At 72.4% G+C, this 18,456-nt stretch carries 19 protein-coding genes; 8 read left to right on the top strand and 11 right to left on the bottom strand.

The window, feature by feature from the left end; translation table 11 throughout:
• Positions 1-14 precede the first annotated feature (14 nt).
• The 4 genes from C6W10_RS34170 to C6W10_RS34155 form a co-directional block, all read right to left on the bottom strand.
• On the bottom strand, positions 15-770 hold the full coding sequence (locus tag C6W10_RS34170; RefSeq protein ID WP_107263143.1) for a LytTR family DNA-binding domain-containing protein: 756 nt from the start codon (positions 768-770) through the stop codon (positions 15-17).
• 52 nt (positions 771-822) lie between these two features.
• Positions 823-2,001: a sensor histidine kinase gene (locus C6W10_RS34165; protein WP_369938728.1), complete on the bottom strand. Its 1,179-nt coding sequence runs from the start codon at positions 1,999-2,001 to the stop codon at positions 823-825.
• Positions 2,002-2,124: 123 nt separating this feature from the next.
• Positions 2,125-3,693: a sugar transferase gene (locus tag C6W10_RS34160; RefSeq protein ID WP_234359533.1), complete on the bottom strand. Its 1,569-nt coding sequence runs from the start codon at positions 3,691-3,693 to the stop codon at positions 2,125-2,127.
• A 290-nt stretch (positions 3,694-3,983) separates the two neighbouring features.
• Positions 3,984-4,856 carry an Fpg/Nei family DNA glycosylase gene (locus tag C6W10_RS34155; protein WP_107263141.1) on the bottom strand — a complete coding sequence of 291 codons (873 nt, stop codon included), beginning with the start codon at positions 4,854-4,856 and terminating at the stop codon, positions 3,984-3,986.
• Positions 4,857-4,940: 84 nt separating this feature from the next.
• Between C6W10_RS34155 and C6W10_RS34150 the strand changes: the two genes are divergently transcribed.
• Complete coding sequence (locus tag C6W10_RS34150) at positions 4,941-6,113, top strand: glycosyltransferase (RefSeq protein ID WP_107263140.1); 1,173 nt, start codon at positions 4,941-4,943, stop codon at positions 6,111-6,113.
• A 36-nt stretch (positions 6,114-6,149) separates the two neighbouring features.
• On the opposite strand, the gene C6W10_RS34145 is transcribed toward C6W10_RS34150, so the two are convergent.
• From C6W10_RS34145 to C6W10_RS34125, 5 genes are all read right to left on the bottom strand, one after another.
• Positions 6,150-6,878 carry a CDP-alcohol phosphatidyltransferase family protein gene (locus C6W10_RS34145; protein ID WP_107263139.1) on the bottom strand — a complete coding sequence of 243 codons (729 nt, stop codon included), beginning with the start codon at positions 6,876-6,878 and terminating at the stop codon, positions 6,150-6,152.
• A complete protein-coding gene (locus C6W10_RS34140; protein ID WP_107263138.1) occupies positions 6,853-7,920 on the bottom strand; it encodes an iron-containing alcohol dehydrogenase family protein in 1,068 nt (355 codons plus the stop codon). The genes C6W10_RS34145 and C6W10_RS34140 overlap by 26 nt, the downstream gene beginning before the upstream one ends.
• On the bottom strand, positions 7,908-8,639 hold the full coding sequence (locus tag C6W10_RS34135) for a sugar phosphate nucleotidyltransferase (protein WP_107263137.1): 732 nt from the start codon (positions 8,637-8,639) through the stop codon (positions 7,908-7,910). Before C6W10_RS34135 ends, C6W10_RS34140 begins: the two co-directional genes overlap by 13 nt.
• 156 nt (positions 8,640-8,795) lie before the next feature.
• Positions 8,796-9,635 carry a hypothetical protein gene (locus C6W10_RS34130; protein WP_107263136.1) on the bottom strand — a complete coding sequence of 280 codons (840 nt, stop codon included), beginning with the start codon at positions 9,633-9,635 and terminating at the stop codon, positions 8,796-8,798.
• Positions 9,632-10,081, bottom strand: a complete 450-nt coding sequence (locus tag C6W10_RS34125; protein WP_107263135.1) for an NUDIX hydrolase — start codon at positions 10,079-10,081, stop codon at positions 9,632-9,634. Before C6W10_RS34125 ends, C6W10_RS34130 begins: the two co-directional genes overlap by 4 nt.
• Positions 10,082-10,193: 112 nt before the next feature.
• Here C6W10_RS34125 and C6W10_RS34120 point away from each other — a divergent pair, with 112 nt between their 5' ends.
• The 3 genes from C6W10_RS34120 (at position 10,194) to corA (ending at position 13,372) form a co-directional block, all read left to right on the top strand.
• Positions 10,194-10,586, top strand: coding sequence for a cyclic nucleotide-binding/CBS domain-containing protein (locus C6W10_RS34120; RefSeq protein ID WP_107263134.1), 393 nt, complete (start codon positions 10,194-10,196; stop codon positions 10,584-10,586).
• Positions 10,587-10,724: 138 nt separating this feature from the next.
• The gene (locus C6W10_RS34115; protein ID WP_107263133.1) at positions 10,725-11,819 is read left to right on the top strand and encodes a PLP-dependent aminotransferase family protein; all 1,095 of its coding nucleotides are present in this window, start codon (positions 10,725-10,727) and stop codon (positions 11,817-11,819) included.
• Between the two features lie 401 nt (positions 11,820-12,220).
• Entirely contained in the window at positions 12,221-13,372 is a 1,152-nt protein-coding gene (gene corA / locus C6W10_RS34110) for a magnesium/cobalt transporter CorA (protein WP_107264508.1), read from the top strand.
• 90 nt (positions 13,373-13,462) lie between these two features.
• Here corA and C6W10_RS37675 read toward each other — a convergent pair whose 3' ends face one another.
• Positions 13,463-14,077, bottom strand: coding sequence for a hypothetical protein (locus tag C6W10_RS37675; RefSeq protein ID WP_159079359.1), 615 nt, complete (start codon positions 14,075-14,077; stop codon positions 13,463-13,465).
• A 264-nt stretch (positions 14,078-14,341) separates the two neighbouring features.
• Here C6W10_RS37675 and C6W10_RS34095 point away from each other — a divergent pair, with 264 nt between their 5' ends.
• Both C6W10_RS34095 and C6W10_RS34090 read left to right on the top strand, forming a co-directional pair.
• Positions 14,342-14,872 (top strand): peptidylprolyl isomerase, encoded by a 531-nt coding sequence (locus C6W10_RS34095; RefSeq protein WP_107263130.1) that lies wholly within the window; start codon positions 14,342-14,344, stop codon positions 14,870-14,872.
• 150 nt (positions 14,873-15,022) lie between these two features.
• On the top strand, positions 15,023-15,934 hold the full coding sequence (locus C6W10_RS34090) for a rhomboid family intramembrane serine protease (RefSeq protein ID WP_107263129.1): 912 nt from the start codon (positions 15,023-15,025) through the stop codon (positions 15,932-15,934).
• 18 nt (positions 15,935-15,952) lie between these two features.
• Here the strand turns inward: C6W10_RS34090 and C6W10_RS34085 are convergent, their stop codons facing one another.
• Entirely contained in the window at positions 15,953-16,411 is a 459-nt protein-coding gene (locus C6W10_RS34085; protein WP_107263128.1) for a PH domain-containing protein, read from the bottom strand.
• A 173-nt stretch (positions 16,412-16,584) separates the two neighbouring features.
• Here C6W10_RS34085 and C6W10_RS34080 point away from each other — a divergent pair, with 173 nt between their 5' ends.
• On the top strand, positions 16,585-17,775 hold the full coding sequence (locus C6W10_RS34080; RefSeq protein WP_107263127.1) for an acetyl-CoA C-acyltransferase: 1,191 nt from the start codon (positions 16,585-16,587) through the stop codon (positions 17,773-17,775).
• A 59-nt stretch (positions 17,776-17,834) separates the two neighbouring features.
• Complete coding sequence (locus C6W10_RS34075) at positions 17,835-18,419, top strand: hypothetical protein (RefSeq protein WP_159104869.1); 585 nt, start codon at positions 17,835-17,837, stop codon at positions 18,417-18,419.
• The last annotated feature ends 37 nt before the right edge of the window (positions 18,420-18,456 follow it).

The raw sequence follows: 18,456 nt of genomic DNA, 5'->3' as shown, positions 1-18,456 counted from the left end.
TACGCGTCGACGGGTCAGCGGTTCCAGTCCTGCTTGGCGGCCCGGACCAGCTTGTCCTTCAGTTCCCGGGTGTGCCGGCGGCTCACCGGCAGCTCGGTCTCGTCGACCACCACGACGTACCCGGAGTTGGCGAGCCGGAGTTCGGCGATCAGCCGGAGCTGCACCAGGTAGGAGCGGTGGATCCGGACGAAACCGGCGTCGGCCCACCGCTCGGCGAGGGTGGCCAGCGGCACCCGGACCAGGTGCGAGCCGTCGGCGGTGTGCAGCCGGGCGTAGTCGCCCTGCGCCTCGACCCAGCGTACGGCGGAGCGGGGCAGCATCCGGGTGGTGCCGGCCAGCTCGACCGGGATCGTCGGGTCGGGTTCGGCCCGGGCCAGTGCCGCCGGATGGGTGGCGACGACCCGGGAGCCGACCACCCGGCGCAGCGACTCGGCGAGCCGTTCGGCCCGGACCGGCTTGCGTACGTAGTCGGTGGCGCCGAGGTCGAAGGCGTCGACCGCCCCGTCGTCGTACGCGGTGACGAAGACGATCGCCGGTGGCCGGGCGAACCGGCGGAGTACCCGGGCCAGCTCCATGCCGTCGAGACCGGGCATCCGGATGTCCAGGAAGACGACGTCGACGTCGGCGTCCCGGAGCACCCGCAGCGCCTCGGTGGCGTCCCCGGCGGTGTGCAGCCGGGAGACCCGTGGGTCGGCCCGCAGGTGGTACGCCAGCTCGTCGAGCGCGGGTGGCTCGTCGTCGACGGCCAGGACGCGCAGGAAACCGGTCACGGGGCACCCCTCCGGGTCGCTCGCCGGTCCGGGTGCGGGTGCGGGCAGCCGGTCACGCGCTCGCCCGGACGTGGCGGTGGAACTTCGGTATCCGCATGCTCACCTTCGTACCCGATCCGAGGTCGGTCTCGACGACCAGGCCGAACTGGTCCCCGAAGACCGACCGGAGCCGCTCGTCCACGTTGGAGAGGCCGACGTGCTGGCCGGAGTCGTCGGCCGGGTCGGCGGCGGCGTCGGCGATGCCGGCGGCCAGCACGGCCGGGTCCATCCCGACCCCGTCGTCCTCGACCGTTATGTGGCATTCCGCCCCGGCGTCCCGGGCCTCGATGCTGACCATCCCCACCCCCGGCTTGCGGGACAGCCCGTGCCGGACGGCGTTCTCGACCAGCGGTTGCAGGCAGAGGAACGGCAGGCTGACCGGCAACACCTCCGGGGCGATCTGCAACTTCACCTGGAGCCGGTCGCCGAACCGGGCCCGCTCGATGGTCAGGTAGCGGTCGATCGAGCGCAGCTCCTCGGCCAGCGTGGTGAACTCGCCGTGCGCCCGGAACGAGTAGCGGGTGAACTCGGCGAACTCCAGGATCAGTTCCCGGGCCCGCTCCGGGTCGGTCCGGACGAACGAACCGATCGCGGTCAGCGCGTTGTAGATGAAGTGCGGGCTGATCTGGGCCCGCAGCGCGCGTACCTCGGCCCGGGCCAGCCGCTCCCGGGACGAGTCGAGCTCGGCGAGCGCGAGTTGGGCGCCGGCCCAGTGCGCGGTCTCCAGGGCGGCCTGCACCAGCCCGGGAGCCGGCTGGGCGTCGGCGATCGCCACCAGCGCCGCGCCGACCCGCCCGTCGGGGCCGGTCAGCGGTGCGATCACCGCGCCCCGGACCGGGCAGTCGACCCGGTCGCAGCGCAGCTCCGACTCGCCGAGCACGGTCGACCGCCGGGTCCGGATGGTGTTGGCGGCGGCGGCGAGGAGCTGCTCGCCGTGGTGGCCGCCGCGCCCGTCGAGGGCGAGCAGCCGGTCCCGGTCGGCCAGCGCGAGCCCGGCGGAGCCGACCAGGGTACGCAGGTGGCGTACCGCCTTGGCCGCGCCGGCCGGGGTGAGTCCGGCGCGCAGCGGCTCGGCGGCCAGCCCGGCGGTGTGCAGTACGTCGTAGGTGGCCCGCTGGGTGGCGGTGGCGATGCCCTGCCGGGCCCGCAGCCGGACGACGGCGAAGAGGGCAGCCGCCAACGCACTGATCATCGCCACCACGGCGACCGCCGTGGACAGGTTGGGCCACCCCACCCAGAGATCCTGACGGTTGGTCGACCGGTTCGCCAAGCCACCGATCCGGCCGGATCCGTCACCGGCCGGTCCCGATGTCGGCTAGTACGCGCCCTTGCGGGCCAGTACCACCCCGACGGTCCGCCACAGGATGCTCAGGTCGTACGCCAGCGACCAGTTGTCGACGTAGTAGAGGTCCAGCCGGACCGCCTCGTCCCAGGAGAGGTCGGAGCGGCCGGAGACCTGCCACAGCCCGGTGATGCCGGGCCGGACGAGCAGCCGGCGCCGTACGTCGCCGAGGAAGTCGCCGTCGTCGGCGGGGAGCGGGCGGGGACCGACCAGGGACATCTCGCCCCAGAGCACGTTGATCAACTGGGGCAGCTCGTCGAGCGAGCTGGCCCGGAGGAACCGCCCGGCCGGGAAGACCCGGGGATCCTCCTTGATCTTGAACAGCATGCCGTCGGTCTCGTTCTGGTCGACCAGGCTGGCGAGCCGCTGCTCGGCGTCGACGTACATGGTCCGGAACTTCCAGACCCGGAACGTCCGGCCCTCGTGCCCGACCCGGGGCTGCCGGAAGAAGACCGGGCCGGGGTCGGAGATCCGGATCGCGATCGCGATCGCGGCGAAGAGCGGGACCAGCAGCAGCAGCCCCAGCCCGGCGGCGAACCGGTCGAGCAGGTTCTTCGCCAGCAGCGCCGGGCCGGAGAGGGTCGGCTCCTCGACGTGCAGCAACGGCAGGCCCTCGATCGGCCGGATGTGCACCCGGGGGCCGGCGATGTCGGTGAGCTGCGGTGCCACGATCAGGTCGACGCCGGAGCCCTCCAACTGCCAGGCCAGCCGGCGCAGCTCGCCGGGCTCGGTGCTGGCCGAGCCGCAGACCGCGATGGTGTCACCGCCGACCTCGCGGACCAGCGAGAGGATGTCCCGGCCGGCGTAGACCGGGATCGGCGTCTCGATCCCCCGGGCCGCGGCGTAACCGTCAGTGAGGTGGATCGCCACCGGGATCAGCCCGGCCGCCGGCACCCGGTTGATCGCCGTGTAGACCTCCAGCGCCTCCGGCAGGGTGCCGACCAGCACGATCCGCTGCGCGGCCTGGCCGGCGCGGCGTCGCACGGTGTGCAGCAGCAGGCGGGCGGCGGAGCGGGCGAGGAGCACCAGCAGCAGGGTGCCGAGCAGCGCGGTGCCGACGGTCCACCGGGACAGGTCGGTCTTGGTGGCGAAGGCCAGGAACGAGACGCTGGCCGCGACCGCCACCCCGGCCCGGGTGACCCGCTTGAACTCGTCGGTGCCGAGCCCCAGGTAGCGGCGGTCGTAGGCGCCGTTGGCCCAGAGCACGATCAGCCAGCCGAGCGGGAGCAGCAGATAGGAGACGGTGTGGAACCAGGTGGGGTCCTTGTCCGCGTCGGTGAAGCCGGCCGCCGCCTGGTCGAACCACTGGATCGCGGTCCAGCTCGCCAGCACCGCCGCCCCGAAGTCGAGCAGCAGCAGGATCGCGATGTAGGGCCGGTGCCAACGGGAGACCCGCCGCCGCGCCCGCGCCCACGCCGAGCGGGGTACCCCGTTCGTCTGCGGAGTGGTCGGTGGCTGGATCTCGAAGCTGTCGACGTGACGCAGAGTACTCGGTCGGCCGCTGCCTACCGGGCGCTGGAGGCTTGTCGTCACCTCACCCACGTCCTCCCGCGTGACACGTGCCGCCCATTTGCCGTAAGGGCTCGGGTCGCCCACCGTCTCAGTCTCTCCCATGCAGGCCCCGATCCTCATTCGGTCCGGAGGCCGCGGAGTCGCAGACCGGGGTCACTATACCGACGGACAACCGTGGCGGTAGAGCCCGGCGGTTGCCGGTTTCTTGCCCAGTGGGCGTTTTTGACCCGGTGTACGAGCCGGGATCACTTAACGTACAAGCAGGATCGCTCAACCTACAAGCACGACCACGCAGCGGGCGAACCCGATCACTCAACGCGTCAACGCACCAGCCGGGAGAGGCGGCGGTCGGCGAGCGGCTTGCCGCCGGTCTGGCACCTCGGGCAGTACTGGAGGCTGGAGTCGGCGAACGACACCTCACGGATCGTGTCGCCACAGACCGGACAGGGCAGCCCGGTCCGGGCGTGCACCCGCAACCCGGCCCGCTTCTCCCCCTTCAGCTCCGCCGCCCGCTGCCCCAGCGACCGCTCCACGGCATCGCCGAGCACCTGCCGGGTCGCCTCGTGCAGCGCCGCCATCTGCGCGTCGGTGAGCCGGTTGGTCAGCGCGAACGGCGACAGCTTCGCCGTGTGCAGGATCTCGTCCGAGTACGCGTTGCCGACCCCGGCCAGCACCTCCTGGTCGGTGAGCACGCCCTTCACCTGGCCCTTCCGGCCGCGCAGCCGCTCGGCGAAGGTGGGCAGGTCGGCGGCGAGCGCGTCCGGCCCGAGCCGGGACACCCCGGGCACCTGGGTCGGATCGGTCACCAGGTAGACGGCGAGCTTCTTCTGCGTACCGGCCTCGGTCAGGTCGAAACCGGACCCGTCGTCGAGGCGTACCCGCAGCGCGATCGGGCCCTTGCCGGGCTTGAGCGGCACCGCCGAGTTGAACGACTCCCGGTAGTGCAGCCAGCCGGCCCGGGCCAGGTGGGTCACCAGGTGCAGCTCCGGCCCGCCGTCACCGGCCAGCGTCACGTCGAGGAACTTGCCGTGCCGGCCCGCGTCCACGACCTCCCGCCCGGCGGCCGCCGTCGGCGCCGGGTCGTACGTCTTCAGGGCGCTGATCGCCGCGACCTCGATCCGGTCGACCCGCCGGCCGACCGCCCGCTCGCGCAGGTAACCGGCGAGCGCCTCCACCTCAGGTAACTCGGGCACGACATAAACGGTAGCGTTCAATCCCGGCCACGCGCGGAACGCGCGGAACGGGGAGGACGCGATCATGGAGGAGGAGCGACCGGCGTGCAGGTGATCGTGGCGCACAACCGCTACCGCGAGGCGCAGCCGTCCGGCGAGAACACCATCGTCGACCAGGAGATCATCCAGCTCCGGGCCGCCGGGGTGACCGTCCATCCCTTCCTGCGCAGTTCCGACGAGATCGCGGAGTTCTCCCCGGCCGCCAGGGCGCTGCTGCCGATCTCGCCGATCTACGCGCCGAAGGCGCAGCAGGAGCTGAGCCGGCTGATCACCGAGCACCGGCCGGACGTACTGCACCTGCACAACCCGTACCCGCTGCTCTCGCCCTGGGTCGTCCGGACCGCGCACCGGCACGGGGTGCCGGTGGTGCAGACGGTGCACAACTACCGGCAGGTCTGCTCCTCCGGGCTCTACTTCCGGGACGGCAAGATCTGCCAGGACTGCCGGGGCCGGGCGCTCGGCGTGCCGGCGATCGTGCACCGCTGCTACCGGGGCTCCCGGGCGCAGAGCGCGCTGATGGCGACCACCCTGGCCGTACACCGGCCGACCTGGCGCTCGGTGGACCGCTACATCGCGCTCACCTCCGGGATCGCCGCGCACCTGCGCGACTACGGCATCCCGGCCGACCGGATCGTGGTCAAGCCGAACGGCATCCCGGACCCGGGTGTGCCGGCCCCGCTCGGCGAGGGCTTCCTCTTCTTCGGCCGGCTCTCCCCGGAGAAGGGGGTCGGGCTGCTGCTCGACGCCTGGCGCCGGCAGCCGGACGGCGCGCTCGGGCCGCTGCGGATCGCCGGGGACGGCGAGCTGCGGCCGCTGGCCGAGGCGGCGGCGGCCGAACGCGCCGACGTCGAGTTCCTCGGCCCGCTGGACCGGGCCGGGGTGGCCGCCGCGCTCCGGGCCACCGCCGTGGTGCTGGCCGTACCGACCTGGCACGACGTGCTGCCGACCGTGGTGATCGAGGCGCTGGCCGCCGGCCGCCCGGTGCTGGGTACCGCGCTCGGCGGCATCCCGTACCTGGTCGGCGCGGACGACCCGGCCGGTGCGGCCGGCTGGCTGGTACCGGCCGACCCGGCCGCGCTGGCCGGGGCGCTGCCCGCCGCCCGGGAGGCGGCCGCCGCCGTCGCCCCGCTGGCCCGATCCCGCTACGAGCGGACCTTCCACCCGGACGTGGTCACCAAGCAGCTCCTGGACGTCTACGCCGGGATGGCCCAGCGCTGACCCGCCCGCCGGCCGGGAGTCAGCGCCGGTCGGGAGTCAGCGGAGTGAGGCGCGGGCGGAGAAGGCGATGCTGGCCAGCAGGAAGCCGCCGTTGACGATCGTGAACGCGGCGACCAGCCAGGTCGTCCACTCCGGCACGACGGTCAGCACCAGCCCGGCCACGAAGATCACCGCACCGTAGTCGCGGATCAGCTTCACCAGCCGTACCGGCAGCGAGGTCGAGGTGACCATGCTGGCCGCGTTCGGGCCGGCCGCCATCACCGAGGTCACCAGGTTGACCATCCAGGTGCCGGCGAAGGCCGCGACCAGCCAGATCGGCGCCGAGGGCCGCTGCGCCACCGCCGTCGCCGAAAGCGCGGTGACCAGCGCGATCTGTGCCGCCACGTCACAGAGGATGTCGACCCGGGCGCCGGCCGGGCTGCCCTGGCCGGTGACCCGGGCGAGCTGCCCGTCGGCGCAGTCCAGGGCGTACGCCAGCTGCCAGCCGAGCAGCGCGGCGAGCCCGACCGCCCAGGCCGGCACGTCCCCGGCGGCGACCGGCCCGGCCAGGGTCACCACGGTCACCGAGACCGCCAGCCCGAGCACCAGGTTGGCCATGGTCAGCGCGGTGGGTGGCAGGCCGGTCCGGTGCGCTGCCAGGGCCAGGGCGGCACCGATCCGCTGGCTGATCGCCTCGCTGAACAGCCCACCACCCCGGTTGACCCGGTAGAAGTCGGCGGTGGTGGGCGGGGACACCGGGTCAGCCGAGATGTTCACGGATTGCATCGACGTAGTTTGCCAGCCGTTCACCGATCGCGGCAGGAGGCAGGTCGAGGTGTTCCAGGATCGTGTACCGGTCCGGCCGGGTACGCGGGGCATAGTGGACGGCGGCCACGAACTCCTCGTCGGTCAACCCCAGCTCGGCCGGGGTGGTGGGCAGGCCGTGCCGGTGCAGGCAGGAGGCGAGCTGGCCGAACCGCTCCAGGTCGCCGCGGAGGAAAGTGCAGAAGAGGGCACCGAGCCCGACCTGCTCGCCGTGCGAGCCGGTACCCGGGTTGAGCCGGTCCAGCGCGTGCGAGATCTCGTGGCAGCCGCCGCTGGCCGGCCGGCTCGACCCGCAGATCGAGGAGGCGATCCCACCCAGGATCAGCGCCTCGGCCAGGGTGGTGAGGAAGGCGTCGTCGGTGATCTTTCCGGGGTGGTTGAGCAGCGCCTCGGCGCCGGAGCGGGCCAGCGTGACGGCGAGCCCGTCGATCGGCTCGGCGCGTACCCGATGGGCCAGCTCCCAGTCGGCGATCGCGCTGAGGTTGCTCAGCGCGTCCCCGATGCCGGCCTGGGTCTGCCGGTCCGGGCCGTTCTCCACGAAGTCGAGGTCGACCACGATGGCGATCGGGATGTGCACCCCGTAGGAGCCCTTGCCGCCGTCGTGGTCGAGCGAGGCGGTCGGCGAGGCGATCCCGTCGTGCGCCAGGCTGGTCGCCACGGTCACCATCGGGATGCCGTAGCGCGAGGCGGCCCACTTGGCGGTGTCGATGGTCTTGCCGCCGCCGATCCCGACCACCGCGTCGTAGGAGCGGCGGTGCAGGTGCTCGCCGAGTTCCTGGGCGGCGTCCAGGGTGCCGCCGGTCACCGTGAAGACGTCGGCGTTGCCGAGGCCGGGCCGGCAGAGCTCGGCGATCCGCTCGCCCTGCCCGGGGCCGACCACCACCGCCACCTCGCCGCCGGCCGAGATGCGCCGGTCGGCCAGCAGCGCGCCGAGGTCCGCGACCGCGCCGCGGCGCACGTCGATCACCAGCGGGGTGTTGACGGTACGGGCTAGTAGTGGCATGCGATCTCCCGGGCTCGGGCCAGGTCCTCGTGGTTGTCGACCTCGACCCACGGCAGGTCGCCGATGGGTGCCGCCCGCACCTCGCCGCCGCGCTGGGCGAACTCCTGGTAGCCGTCCTCGTAGTAGAGGTTCGGGTCGCGCCGCCAGGTCGCCTCCAGGGCGTCGGCCAGCTCACCGGCGACCCGGGACTCGATCACGGTCGCCCCGATGTACTCCCCGTACGCCTGCGCCGGGTCCATCAGCTTGCTGATCCGGACGAGCTGGCCGGAGTCGTCGAAGACGGTCTTCATCTCCTCCTCGGCGAGCTTCTTCACGGTGTCGACCGCGAGCAGGATGCCGGGGCCGCGCCGGGCGAGCAGGGTCTTCTCCACGTCGACGGGGTGCACGGTGTCGCCGTTGACCAGCAGTGCGCCCTGGGCGAAGTGCTCCCGGGCCAGCCAGAGCGAGTACGCGTTGTTCCACTCCTCGGCCTTGTCGTTGTGCACCAGGGTGAGCCGCACCCCGTACCGGCTCTGGAGGTCGGCCTGGCGGGACTCGACCGCTTCGGCGGCGTACCCGACCACCACGGTCACGTCGGTCAGCCCGACCTCGGCCAGGTTGCGCAGCGCGATGTCGAGGATCGTGGTTTCGCCGTCGACCGGAATGAGCGCCTTGGGCAGGGTGTCCGTGTACGGCCGCAGCCGGCGACCCGCCCCCGCGGCCAGTACCACACCGATCATTCCGGGTCCTTCCTCGCGACACGTCCGACGCAGGGAGGATAGCGCCGCGTGTCCGGAGTACGAATTCCCGGAGAACGCCGGGCCAACCCATGTCGATGCGACGGCGGGTGCCCGGGTGGAAACCGCCCAGGCGGGCGGTTACCGGACCGGGGGAGGTCAGCCGGGCAGTGCGGCCAGGTCGGCGAGGAGCCGCAGCCGCTCCGCCGGGGTCAGTACGGCGTACGGGCCGGCCGCCCGGCGGTCCGTCTCCAGCTCGATGGCGATCCGTTCCGGCCCGGCCGCGAGTTCGGCGATGCTCCGGGCGGTGTGCCCGGCGGCCTGCCAGGCGGCGGCGTGCGCGTCGGCCCGGTGGTAGCGCAGCGTGCCGAGCCGGTTGAGCAGCAGTACGCCCGGCGGGCTGCCGTCCGGCTCGTACGGCGGTGCCATCGCCTCGAAGGCCCGTCCGTCGGTCGGCCCCTCGACCGGGCCGGTCTCGACCGGAGCGGGTGGCAGGTGACCCTGCCCGACGCCGGTTGCCGGGATCTGGGCGGGACGCAGTTCGTCGAGCGCGGCGGAGAGCAGCAGACCGAGGGTGCCGACGAGCCGGCGTACCCGTTCGGGATGTGCCGCCCAGAGTTCGCCGGTCACCTCGGCGTGCACCTCGGCGAGCTCGGCCAGGAAGGCCCGGCCGCGTTCGGTGGCCAGGATGCCGCCGTCCGGCTGCCGGTGCAGCATCCCGTGCGCGACCTGCTTGTCCAGCACGCGCTGGCATTCGGCCGGGTCGCCGTAGCGGAGGAGGGCGGCCAGCCCGACGCTGTCGATGGTGCCGCCGGGGGCCGCGAGCCTGGTCCGGAAGTCGATCAGGAAGCCGGTCGCGGCCGGGCCGCCGTAGCTCTGGACCAGCTCGGCACCACCCCGCACCCGGGCGGTCGCCATGACACCGCGGAAGACCCGGTCGACTGCCGGCCAGACCAGCGCGGCGGCCTGGTGCGGGGCGAGCGGGACGGAGTCGTTCACAGGCCGATCAGGTGCAGGGCGCGGAAACCGTCCTCCGCGATCCGCCGGATCAGCCCGTCGTTGACGTCGCGGTGCTCGTCGAGCAGTGCGATCTCGTCCTCGGCGAGCCAGCGGAACTCGGTGTGCTTGCCGGCCTCCAGCCGGGGACGGGTGAGGTCGCCGTCGACCCGGACCAGGTAGTCGGTCTCGATCCGCTCGATGCCGTCGTCGGGGGTGTAGCGGTATTCGCCGACCGTGCCCAGCACCAGCGAGACCGTCCAGCCGGTCTCCTCGGTGACCTCACGGAACAGCGCCTCCTCGACCGTCTCGCCGGTTTCGAGGTGACCACCGACGATGTCCCAGGTGTTGGGAAAGAGCTTCCGGTTGGGGGACCTTCGCTGGAAGAAGATCCGGCCCTCGTCGTCGACGATCAGGGCTCCGGCGCAGCGTAGGGGCTCTGTGGACACGGGTCGAGACTAGCCACCCCGGTCTCGCCGCCCACACCGCCGCTTGTGGTTCCCCCGGGGAGCGTCCAGTCTGTCCCTGACCGGTGTCCCCGTCCCAGGGATGTGATGAGTGATGCGGGTACGTGAAGCGATGTCCGGCGATGTCCTGATAGTCGGTCCCGAGCACACCCTCCGGCAGGCCGCCGAGATGATGGCGCAGCGCGGCGTCGGTTCCGCCGTCGTCGTCGACCCCGACTCCGAGGGCGTCGGCATCATGACCGAACGTGACGTGCTGAAGGCGGTCGGCGCCGGCCTCGACGTCGATGTCGAACGGACCGCCGCGCACCTCACCCCGGAGGTGGTCTACGCCGGACCGGACTGGACCGTGCACGAGGCGGCCGAGGCGATGTCCAGGGGCGGTTTCCGGCACCTGGTGGTGCTGGACGACGACGAGGTGGTCGGGATGATCTCGGTCCGGGACATCGTCCGGGTCTGGGTCGGCGCCCCGGCGGTCGCCTCGATCTGACCGGAGTCTCCCGTCCGGCGGCCGTCGCCATCGGCCACAACCCGGCGGATCGCCCGCCCGGCGGTTTCAGCCGTCCAAGATACGGACATTGTCGTGCCTCCGCCCGGGACGCTGGCGGCGCCCGTACGCTGGGTAGTCATGACTGTCGAGCAGCTGATCTCCTTCGCCCGTGGGGCGCCGTCGCTGGACATCGTCGATATCGAGGGGCTGAAGGCTGCGGCCGTACGCGCCTTCGACGCCGATCCGGCCGGCATCACCGGGTACGGGACATCCGTCGGATACCCGCCCCTGCGGAAGTGGATCGCCGACAAGCATGGCGTCGAGGTCGACCAGGTTCTCGTCACCAACGGATCGCTCCAGGCGGACGCCTTCCTCTTCCAGCACCTGGTGCGTTCCGGCGACCCGGTGGTGGTGGAGCGGCCGACCTACGACCGGACCCTGCTCAACCTGCAACGACAGGGCGCCGAGCTGCACCCGGTCACCATCCAGCCGGACGGGATCGACACCGACGAGCTGGGCAAACTGCTCGAATCCGGGGTACGCCCGAAGCTGGCGCACATCATCCCCAACTTCCAGAACCCGGCCGGGGTGACCCTGTCGCAGGAGAAGCGGCAGGCCCTGCTCGACCTCGCCGCCGAGTACGACTTCACGATCTTCGAGGACGACCCGTACGCGGACGTCCGGTTCCGGGGCGAGCCGCTGCCCTCGATGCTCTCGCTGGACCGGGAGGGCACCGTGGTGCACGCCTCCAGCTTCACCAAGACGGTCTGCCCGGGGGTCCGGGTCGGCTACCTGGTCGGGCCGGCGCGGCTGATCGCCCACATCGCCAAGGAGGCGACCAACCTCTACATCTCGCCCGGCCTGGTGGCGCAGGGGATCGTGCACCAGTTCTGCGTCAACGGCGACCTGGAGCGCTCGATCCGGACCGTCAGCACCGCCCTCGGTGAGCGGGCCGCCACGCTGGCCGCGTCGCTGCGGGAGCACATCCCGGACGCCCGGTTCACCGAGCCGAACGGCGGCTACTTCCTCTGGATCGAGCTGCCGCAGAACGTGCACGTGGACCGGCTGGCACCGGCGGCGGCCGAGCGGGGCGTCACGGTGGTCAAGGGCAGCGACTTCCTGGTCGAGGGGGGTCGGCACGCGCTGCGGCTGGCGTACTCCGGGGTCACCACCGACCAGATCGAGGAGGGGGTCCGCCGGCTCGCCGACGCGGTACGGGCGGTGCGGGAGTAACCGCCGCTTAGCTGACCAGGCCCTTCAGGGGAACCTTCTGTCAGATATCTGACAATAGTGGCGGATGGCGAATTCGGGGCTTCCTACGTGCCGGTAGCCGGCCCACAATGCTGCGAGCGCCACTCGCGTGGAGGCGGCCCGTTCCGGCACCGGACGGCGAGTCTCCGGCCGTGGCTGGCGCCCACGAGCAGAACCCCCGCCCCCACGGCGCCGGGTGGGCCGTCCGCACCTTACCCCCCGACGTGGACGGTCCACCCGGCGCCACTTTTTCACCGCGCCATCCAGGGGGCCGTGCCGCCACCGGCGGCGCCACCAGGGGTGATCCGCGACATGTCCGGTGCCGAGCATCGGCGGCGTACGCTGCAACGCGCACCCGAACGGGCCGAAAGGGGGCGGTGGCGATGCCGGATCAAACCGATTCCGACCGAGTGGCGGTCAGTGGGAACAGCCGACCGAGACCCCGGGCCTGGACGGCGCCGGTCCGGGCGGCGGTGACCCGGATGTTGAGCACCGAGGCCGGTGGAGGGCGGACCCCGACCGACTCCCGGCCGGACGGGCTGGGCATCGTCGACTGCGGGCTCTACGTCGACGGGGTACGCCAGCCGGGGCAGACGGGCTACGCCGAGGCGCTGGACGCGGCGCGGCAGCAGCCCGGCGCCTTCGTCTGGCTGGGCGTGCACGAGCCGAGCCAGGCCGAGATGGCCGGCATCGCGGCCGCGTACGGGCTGCACGAACTCGCCGTCGAGGATGCCGTCAAGGCGGAGCAGCGCCCCAAGCTGGAGCGCTTCGGCGAGGTCAGCTTCCTGGTGCTGCGTACCGTCCGGTATGTCCGGCACGGCGAGCTGACCGAGAACTCCGACGTGATCGAGACCGGCCAGATGATGCTCTTCATCGGGCCGAACTTCGTGCTCACCGTCCGGCACGGGGACGCCTGCCGGCTGGCACCGGTCCGCTCCGAGCTGGAGGCCCGGCAGGAGATCCTCCGCCAGGGACCGTGGGCGGTGGCGTACGCCGTGATGGACCGGGTGGTGGACATCTACCTGGAGGTGACCGACCAGGTCGGCGACGACCTGGACATACTCGAAGGCGAGGTCTTCGCCCGGCAGGCGCACGGCCGGATCCAGCGGATCTACCAGATGAAGCGGGAACTCGTCGAGTTCAAGCGGGCGGTCGTGCCGCTGCAACGGCCGATGATGACGCTGACCGCCCAGGTCAACCGGGAGATCCCCAAGGAGATCCGGCGCTACTTCCGGGACGTGCAGGACCACCTGACCCGCACGGTCGAGCAGGTCAACTCCTACGACGACCTGCTCAACTCGATCCTCCAGGCCCGGCTGGCCCAGGTGACGGTCGACCAGAACAACGACATGCGCAAGATCGCTGCCTGGGCCGCGATCGCCGCGGTCTGGACCGCCATCGCCGGCATCTACGGGATGAACTTCGACTTCATGCCGGAGACCGGCTGGAAGTACGGCTATCCGGTGGTACTCGCGCTGATGCTGGCGATCTCGCTCGGCCTCTACCGCTGGTTCCGCCGCAACCGCTGGCTCTGAGCCCGCCGCCGGAGACGGTCACGGCGGCGCGGGGCGCTTCCGGCCCCACACCGCCGTGACGGTCCCCGAACGTCGACCCGCGGTCGCCGCTCAGTTGCCGCTGTTGCGGGACGCGGCCGTACCGAGCAACCCGTCGGACCGGTCGCCGCTCTTCGTCGACACCTTCCGGGCCCCGTCGGTGATCGGCCCGGTCGAGATCTTCTCGCCGGCCGTCGCCGTACGGTCCTTCACCTTCTCCGTCGGCACGGACTTGTCCCCGGTGGTCTCCCGGGTCGTGCCGCCGGCCGAGCTGTCCATGATCGTGGCGGCGTCGTCGCGTACGGCGTCCAGCGTGGCCGCCGGGTCGTACTCGTCCCACGGGCGCTGCCCGCGTCGCCGCACCACGACCGCGCCCATGGCGCCGGCCACCGCCCCCGCGACCAACAGCCCGGTCAGGACCGGCCAGCGTCGACGCATCATCGAGTTCTTCTTCCGCATCGCTCTCATCTTCTTCGACCTCGCCTTACGGGCGACCGAGCCGGCCTGGCGGGCGCCGTCCGTGGCGGCCGTCGCCAGCGGCGCGAACCTGGTCATCGCCGACTCCCAGCCGTCCGACGCCGTCGCCCGCACCCTGGTCGCCGTCGGCGCGAGATAGGCCTGGGCGGCGTACGCCCGCGGTCCCACCGTTGCCCCGACCCCGGACGCCGCGTGGGTGGCCGCGCGCATCAGGTGATCGAAGCTCTCGCCCAGTTCGGCCTTGACGAGCTTCCTGTGGGATCTGCGCCCCCCGAATCCAAACACCGGTCCCCACCTCCTTGGGTGTTGTTCCCCAGTCATCCTGCACCCTCGGATGCGCCCGCACTGCCAGAACGGGCACATGGGAGGATCCGCATAGAACCACCTACCAGCGCCGGCCTGCGCCTCCTGGCCGGCGGACCGCCCCGCCGGCCGGCACCTCGCGGCCGGCGGCCTGTCGAGCGAGGAGTACCCGTGGCCGAGGCCGCCTACGCAACCCTGCACACCAACGCCGGTCCGATCCGGCTGGAGTTGTTTCCCAACCACGCCCCGAAGACGGTGCGGAACTTCGTCGAACTCGCCGAGGGAACCCGGCAGTACACCGACCCGCGCACCGGCCAGCCGGGCAGCGGGCCGTACTACGACGGCACCATCTCGCACCGGGTGATCAGCGGATTCATGATCCAGATGGGTGACCCGACCGGCACCGGCCGGGGTGGTCCCGGTTACAACTTCGCCGACGAGTTCCACCCGGACCTGCGGTTCGACCGGCCCTACCTGCTGGCGATGGCGAACGCCGGGCCGGGCACCAACGGGTCGCAGTTCTTCATCACCGTCGCGCCGACCCCGCACCTGAACAACCGGCACACCATCTTCGGCCAGGTCGCGGACGAGGAGTCGGCGAAGGTCGTCGACTCGATCGCCAACGCCCCGACCGGCGCCCAGGACCGACCGCTCCAGGATGTGGTCATCGAGCGCGTCGAGATCGAGCGTAAGGACGGCTGACGTCGATCCCGGGTACCTTTGCCTGCATGACTCGTAGCGGGCGGAGGTCGGGAATGAACGGGCGCGGCGGGGATCCGGCATGAGCGAGCGGATCAGGCGGCTGCGCGTCGACGCGTCTGATACCGGCGCGCGGCTGCGCGGAGTGCCGGCATGAGCGAGTCTCCGCCGACCACGCCGGTCTGCTACCGCCACCCGTCCCGGGAGACCTACGTCCGGTGCACCCGGTGCGACCGGCCGATCTGCCCGGACTGCATGCGGGAGGCATCGGTCGGGCACCAGTGCCCGGAGTGCGTCGCGGTGGGTCGCCGCGGGCAGCGGCCGGCGCGCACCGTCTTCGGTGGCGGTGCCGCCGGCCACCGCGGCTACGTCACCAAGGCGCTGATCGCGATCAACGTCGCGTTGATCCTGCTCTCCATCTACACCGCCCGGGGCGGCGACGCGGTGGCCGGGGCCGGCTTCGGCGGCCTGCTCGGCGGTGCGACGCCGCTGACCGACTGGGGTGCCGTGCTCGGCCTGGACCGGGTCGGCCCGTTCGGCGTCGAGGAGGGCATCGCGGCCGGTGAGTACTACCGGCTCTTCACCGCGATGTTCCTGCACTACGGGCTGCTGCACCTGTTGATGAACATGTGGGCGCTCTGGGTGCTGGGCCGCTCCCTGGAGGCCACCCTCGGGCCGCTGCGGTTCCTGGCGCTCTACCTGGTCGCCGGGTTCGGCGGCAACGTCGCGGCATACCTGTTCAGCGTGCCGCAGGCCAGGACGGTCGGCGCGTCGACCGCGATCTTCGGGCTCTTTGCCGCGCTCTTCGTGATCATGCGTCGGCTGGGTCGGGACACCTCGTCGGTGATCCCGATCCTCGTGATCAACCTGGTCTTCACCTTCGCCGTACCCGGGATCTCCATCGCCGGCCACCTGGGCGGGCTGACCGCCGGCGCGGCGATGGCCGTGGTGCTCGCCTACGCACCCCGGTCCCGCCGCACGCTCTTCCAGATCGGCGGCGGTGCGCTGATCGGCCTGGTGCTGGCCGGGCTGACCCTGATGCAGTCCGCCGCCCTGCTCGCCTGACCCGGTCGGCCCGGCGGCTCAGTACGCCGGGCCACCGCCGGACGGGCCACCCGGGCGTACGGCGTGCAGCACCTCGGCCACCTCGCGCGGCGCGACCCCGAGGTCGTACCGGCTGAACAGGTGCAGCGAGGCGCCCCGGTCGATCTCCAGCGTCTCGGTCGACAGTCCGAGGCGGGACCGGGTGTCCACGGTGATCCGGTCGATCTCCGACCACGGGATGTGCCGCCGGCCGGCGAAGCCCTGGATCACGGTGACCCCGCCGGGGTCCACCGCGAGCCGGACCGGTGCCACCAGGTCCCGTACGCCCCAGCCGAGCAGGACCGCCCCGACCAGCAGTCCGGCGCCGAGGCGTACCGGGTCGCCGTCGGCGAAGAGGACGCCGAGCGCCACGAAGAGGGCGGCGACGCCGAGCTTGCACACCGGCAGCGCGGTCTCGACCCGCCAGTGCCGTACGGAAGTGTCCGGTTCGGAGTGCACGCGTCCAGGATGCCACCGCCGCCGGTTCCGCTGCCGGGTCGACCGTCCGGGGTTCGGTCACCGGGCCACCGGTGCGGCCGGGCGGGACCTCTTCGGGGGCGGGCGGGACCTCTTCGGGAGGGCGGCCGGCGACGACGTAGTATCGAGGGTAGCCAAGTTACTGGGGAGTAGACATGGCGGACGCGGTCATCGTCGGTGCGGTACGCACCCCGGTCGGGCGGCGCGGCGGAGCACTCGGCGCCGTACATCCGGTCGACCTGTCGGCGCGGGTGCTCACGGCGCTCGCCGAACGTGCCGGACTGGACCCGGCGCAGGTGGACGACGTGATCTGGGGGTGCGTCTCCCAGGTCGGCGAGCAGGCCTGGAACGTCGGCCGCAACGCCGTACTCGCCGCCGGCTGGCCGGAGTCGGTGCCCGGCACCACGCTCGACCGGCAGTGCGGGTCGAGCCAGCAGGCGCTGCACTTCGCGGCGGCGGCGGTCGCCTCCGGCCAGGCCGACCTGGTGGTCGCCGGCGGCGTGGAGTCGATGACCCGGGTGCCGATGGGCAGCAGCATCGCCCCCGGCGGCTCGACCGGCACCGGCCTGCCCTACGGCGACCTGGTCCGGGACCGCTACCGGGGCACGCCCGGCTTCGCCGCCGACGATCCGGTGCCGTTCAACCAGGGCGTCGGCGCGGAGTTGATCGCCCAGCGGTGGGGGCTGACCCGACGGCAGCTCGACGAGTACGCGCTGGCCAGTCACGAGAAGGCGGCCGCCGCCCAGGACGCCGGTGCCTTCGCCGCGGAGATCGTCCCGGTGGTCGTACCGGACGGTGCCAAGGTGCACGCCGACGAGGGAATCCGCCGGGACACGAGCCTGGAGCGGCTGGCCGGGCTGAAAACCCCGTTCCGGGCCGACGGGGTGGTCACCGCCGGCTCCGCCTCGCAGATCTCCGACGGTGCCGCCGCGCTCGCGGTGACCACCGCCGAGTGGGCCCGGCGCAACGGCCTGCGACCGCTGGCCCGGATCCACACCGCCGTGGTCACCGCCGACGACCCGGTGCTGATGCTCACCGCACCCATCCCGGCCACCGCCAGGGCGCTGCGCCGGGCCGGGCTCGGCATCGAGGAGATCGGAGTGTACGAGGTCAACGAGGCGTTCGCCCCGGTGCCGCTCGCCTGGATGGCCGAGACCGAGGCGGACCCGGCCCGGCTCAACCCCCGGGGCGGGGCGATCGCCCTCGGTCACCCGCTCGGCGGCTCCGGTGCCCGGATCATGACCACGATGCTGCACCACATGCGCGACCACGGCCTCCGGTACGGCCTCCAGACGATGTGCGAGGGCGGCGGAATGGCCAACGCAACCATCGTGGAACTTCTATAATTTCATTCTCATCCATGCCTCGGCCGCGTCATCCCCGGCCGGATCTCGTTGGAAAAGGCGTGGATGTGTTCTGTCGAACGTTTCTGCCGGCCGCCGCCGAGACCGGGGTGGCCAGCCCGACGGTGAGTCGGCACCTGCCGGTGCTGCGCAACTGCGTACCGGCCGGCGACGTCACGGTACTGGTGACCCGGTGTACCCGTCCGGAACAGCCCGCGAACGGCTGCCTGCTGCTGCTCACCACCCGCCGGCTGGTGGTGACCGAGCAGACCCGGCTGCTGCACCGGCTGCGGCTGCACCTCAACACCGAGCTGCGGCACCTCAACAACGTCGCCTGGAACCCCGACCCCCGAGCCTCGATGGTCGAGCTGGCCGCGACCGCCGTCGACGGCGTACGCGAGCGGTTTCTGATCCGGGCCGACCGGCCCAGCCAGATGTGGCAGCTCGACGCCCTGTTCAGCCAGGTGTTCCGGCCGAAGATGGCGGCCCGGTCCCGGGTGGCGGACCCCGCCGTACCCCTCGACCGCCCGGCCGTGCCCGGCAGCCCGCACCAGCACCCGGTCCCGACGGTGGCGGCGGCGACCCCGCCGGCCCGGCTGACCGTCCCGGCCCGCGCCCCGCGACTGAGCCCCGTCGTCGCCGTCTGAGCCGCCGGTCAGCACCACGGTCGCCGGCCGGGCCGGC

It is taken from the genome of Plantactinospora sp. BB1 (assembly GCF_003030385.1).
Lineage (GTDB): Bacteria > Actinomycetota > Actinomycetes > Mycobacteriales > Micromonosporaceae > Plantactinospora.
This window is presented reverse-complemented; position numbering and strand designations above follow the sequence as displayed.